General features: G+C 54.7%; 1 protein-coding gene. It reads right to left on the bottom strand.

Annotation, left to right across the window (positions count from 1 at the left end; all coding sequences use genetic code 11):
- Positions 1-317 precede the first annotated feature (317 nt).
- Positions 318-2915, bottom strand: a complete 2598-nt coding sequence (locus QUG01_RS19810; protein WP_500831591.1) for a TonB-dependent receptor plug domain-containing protein — start codon at positions 2913-2915, stop codon at positions 318-320.
- Between the last annotated feature and the right edge of the window lie 580 nt (positions 2916-3495).

Raw genomic sequence — 3495 nt, 5'->3', positions numbered from 1 at the left:
CCACGCCCTGGGCCAGTCCGGTCACCAGCGCGTAGATCAGCACGGCGTGGAATATGATCACCCCGGCCAGACCGGCGAATCGTCGGCGCGGCGGAGGTCCTCCTACCCCTTTGGCTGTGATACTAGTCATATGGGTTACCCACTCATTAAAAACCGGCAAGCCGGACATTGCCGCCTTGTGGGCAGAAACGCCCGGACTCGCCGACGGATTACCATACCAGATGGATGCGAAACACGGCATCCTTTGGCACCTACTACTTGGGCTTGCTACCCATGACAGAATGCTATAGCTGCAAACTAAATACAATAGCCAAACGCTACAGTTTGTACGACGCCTTCAGGAAGTAGGCGCGCCCCACCGGGTCAGCCAGAATCGGGTCAAACCCCTTCTGGAAAAACTTGTTCTGATTGCTGAACGGTGGCTCCTGATCGAACAGGTTTTTCACCCCTGCCGTGACACTCATTTTTTTCTGCCACTGGTAGGTGGACGACAGGTTCCAGTTCGAATATGGCTTGACGTTGTTGGTCGCCTTGTAGTCGGTGTAACCGGAGACATAATTCTGGGCCAACAAAGCGCTCCAGCTGCCCATCGACCAGTTGAATCCCAGCGTGTGCTTCCAACGCACTACCGGTTGCAGACCATTGTTCCACTGGCTCAACCGCGAGTAATAAACACCGCCAGCCTCTACCTGCTGAACAAACTTGGAGGTATAGGTGCCATCCAGGTTGATAGTGAAGTTGCCCAAGCGGCTCTTAGGCAAACGCCAGGAGAATGAAGTATCCAACCCCGCCGCGCTGAGATTGCCCAGGTTTTCGGTAGGCGTGGAAACATAATCCAGCTTGGAGTAAGGATTGTTCGGATCCACCCGCACAAAGCGGTCAGCATATTTGACTGGATCGTTGAAGATCAGATCATTGTCCAACACGCCTATCACCTTGTTGATGGTCGTCCACCAGAAGTCCACGCTTGCTGTGATCTCCTTGATCGGTTCGATGACTACGCCGAATGTGAGCGAACTCGCGCGCTCCGGCTCCAGATTCCGGTTCCCCCCTTGCTGAGCGAAGAAAGTGGTACCGCAATCGGTCTTGTCCCCACCATTGGCGGGCTTTCCATCCGGGCAACGGACCGGATCATCCAGGTTATTGCCATTGGTGTAGGTTTTGGCATCCGGCTGGAAGACATCGAACAGCGACGGTGCCCGGAATCCTCGGCTGGCAGAGCCGCGGAACAGGATCTGCGCAGCAGGCTGATACTTGAAAGCCACCTTGGGATTGAAGGCCTTGCCGAAATCACTGTACTTGTCGTAGCGCGCGGCCAACTGCACGTCCAACCCCTTGATCACCGGCACATCCGCTTCCAGGTATAGCGCAGAGATGTTGCGGCTCCCCTTGGTCGACTTGGAGTCCGCTATGCCAGATCCCACCGCGTACTGGGCCAGATCCTGAATCTGGCTGTCCAGCTTCTCATGGCGCAGTTCTCCCCCAAATGCTACTGCCAGATTGCCCGCCGGCAGCGCGAACAGTTCCTTGCTGGCTTTGAAATCTGCCAATGCCGTTTCGTACTTCGATATCCAGCCATCCCCCTTCAATTCCACGTTCTCCCACGCACCGGCAGGAGAGTCGCCAAAAGGATTGATCTGGTCATTCAGCAATGCCTGCTCAATCTTGTCGCCATTCACATAGCCGCTCTGGTAATTGATGGTGGTTTTATTCGAGGAATACGCGGCACCAGTCCGGTAATCCCAACCACCCAGCAAGCCTTCCAGATTGAGCGCTAGTCGGTGAGTATCCGAGGTGCTCTTGGTCGTTCTGGGGCCCAGGGGATCGCTGCGCAGGTTCAACACCGCCTTGGCTCCCGGCGTCACCGGATTCCCGTCCGGCAACACGGTAGGAAAGTACTTATTTACACCTGCTGTCAGCGTGGCGATGGACTGCATCGGCGTCGGCCCAATGCGGGTGGTGCTGATGTTGCGCGCGCCAAGATACTGCGCTGTCAGCATGTGGTCGCCAAACTGCTTGCTGACTTTGCCATTGGCAGTCAGTTGCTCTACCTCTGGCGTGAGGTCCATAAACAACCATGTCTTTTCGCCGCAACTGGTCGCATCCCTTGGCGTAGTATATGGAGGCCGGCAGCCGGGCATGGAGGCGTTGTAGACATTGCCGTCTCCAGGATTGCCCTTAGACTGGTACAGAAAGTTTGCCGGATAGGCGATGCCGCTCAGCGATTGATTCCGGGTGGCGAAATCACGGTCTATTGTTTTGATCGCCTTGTTTTTCTGGTAAGACAGCACTCCGTATGCGTTCCAGCCATCCTTGGCGAGGTCGCCCACCCCACCTAATACGCTGACATTGGCAGAATCCCCCCCCTTGTGCTGTGTTGCCAGCACATCGCCGGAAATCGTCAGTCCCTGATAGCTTTTCTTGGTGATGAAGTTCATCACGCCGCCGATGGCATCGCTTCCGTACAGCGCCGAAGCGCCATCGCGCAGCACTTCGATCCGCTCGATGGCTGACAATGGAATGGCGTTCAAATCGGTCGCGACTCCGGAAATGGCTTGATTAGCCACACGGCGGCCATCCAGCAAAACCAATGTGTATTGCGGATCAAATCCTCGCAAACCCGCATAAGAAGCGCCGCCGCTCACCGACTGCACTGATGAGGCGCCGACAACATTCGATTGATTGCTGGACAGCGAGTTGACCACCTGCTCCACCGTGGTGAAGCCCTGCTTGGTCATTTCCTCGGTACGGATGATGGTGACCGGCAGCGCCTTTTCCTGCTTGATGCTGCGCTTGATATTGGAGCCGGTGACTTCCACTCGGTCCAATTCCCCGGAATTATCGGCAAACGACAACGGCGCATGCGCACCGATGCCAATGACAGCCAGCGCCATCGCCAGCTTGTTTTTCTTCATCACGGAACTCTCCTTCACTCTATTTCCCAAGCGCCGCCTGCCGGTTCGGTTGCCGACATGACGGGCAGTGCGAAGCCGCGCCTCTATGCATGCGGGCTATGTTTCGAGTGTGTGAAGAGGCCGAATTTACTGTCAATAATTGAAATGCATTGTCACAATAAGTTACAAAGAAGCACAATTTATTAACTTTTAAAATCTTCCCTTTTGCTCGCTTCAGGCACGACGCCATAGCGATTGAAATGAACGCCGCATGGGTAAATAGACTGGTTGTTGAGTCCTCATTTTTCGTCTACGAGACACATCCTGAATGCGTCGCAACCATGATCGTTGGCGTCGCGAACGCGCAAGAATTGTTGTTTTTTTGCAAAAAAATATTTACACCGCGAACTTAAGCAAGTTAATGCCTACTGATTAAATCAGCTTTGCTCATGCAACCCATGATTAAAATGAAACAATCGTTTGACTGAGTAGAACCGAACCCGTCTCCGCTCCACAATCAGTAAAAACAAAACCGGCCCCGCAGGGCCGGTTGGTCTTGATGCTTGCACCGTCGGCGCTAGGCCGGCACCGCCGCCGCGCT

The organism is Chromobacterium sp. CCUG 76385 (assembly GCF_059916625.1).
The sequence above is the reverse complement of the archived record's forward strand: the minus strand, read 5'-3'. Positions and strand labels throughout refer to the sequence as shown.

Bases quoted from the DNA above. Each gene is read 5' to 3' on its own strand.
- QUG01_RS19810 (WP_500831591.1), bottom strand. From the start codon at position 2,915: ATGAAGAAAAACAAGCTGGCGATGGCGCTGGCTGTCATTGGCATCGGT.